This is a genomic window from Methylobacillus sp. MM3, assembly GCF_001645185.1.
Lineage (GTDB): Bacteria > Pseudomonadota > Gammaproteobacteria > Burkholderiales > Methylophilaceae > MM2.
On record NZ_LXTQ01000014.1, the window covers coordinates 1 to 448 of the forward strand.

Annotated in this window: 1 pseudogene; it reads left to right on the top strand. The window is 36.4% G+C overall.

The window, feature by feature from the left end:
• Positions 1 to 447: pseudogene (locus tag A7976_RS14790) on the top strand (SAV1866 family putative multidrug efflux ABC transporter); the annotation flags it as partial.
• Between the last annotated feature and the right edge of the window lies 1 nt (position 448).

Below are 448 nucleotides of genomic sequence, written 5' to 3' on the forward strand. Positions count from 1 at the left end.
GTTAAGGAAAATATTTTACTTGGTCGTCCAACAGCAACAGATGAAGAAGTAGTTGAAGCGGCGAAAATGGCTAATGCACATGACTTTATCATGAACTTGCCACAGGGATATGACACTGAAGTAGGTGAACGAGGTGATAAATTATCAGGTGGTCAAAAACAAAGATTATCGATTGCTAGAATATTTTTAAATAATCCGCCAATTCTTATCCTGGATGAAGCAACAAATGCACGTGATTTAGAAAGTGAATCCATTATTCAAGAAGCATTAGATGTGTTGCGTAAAGATCGAACGACACTTATCGTAGCGCATCGCTTGTCCACTATTACACATGCTGACAAAATTGTCGTAATTGAAAATGGACATATTGTTGAAACAGGTACGCATCGTGAATTGATTGCAAAACAAGGTGCTTACGAGCATTTATATAGCATTCAAAATTTATAAA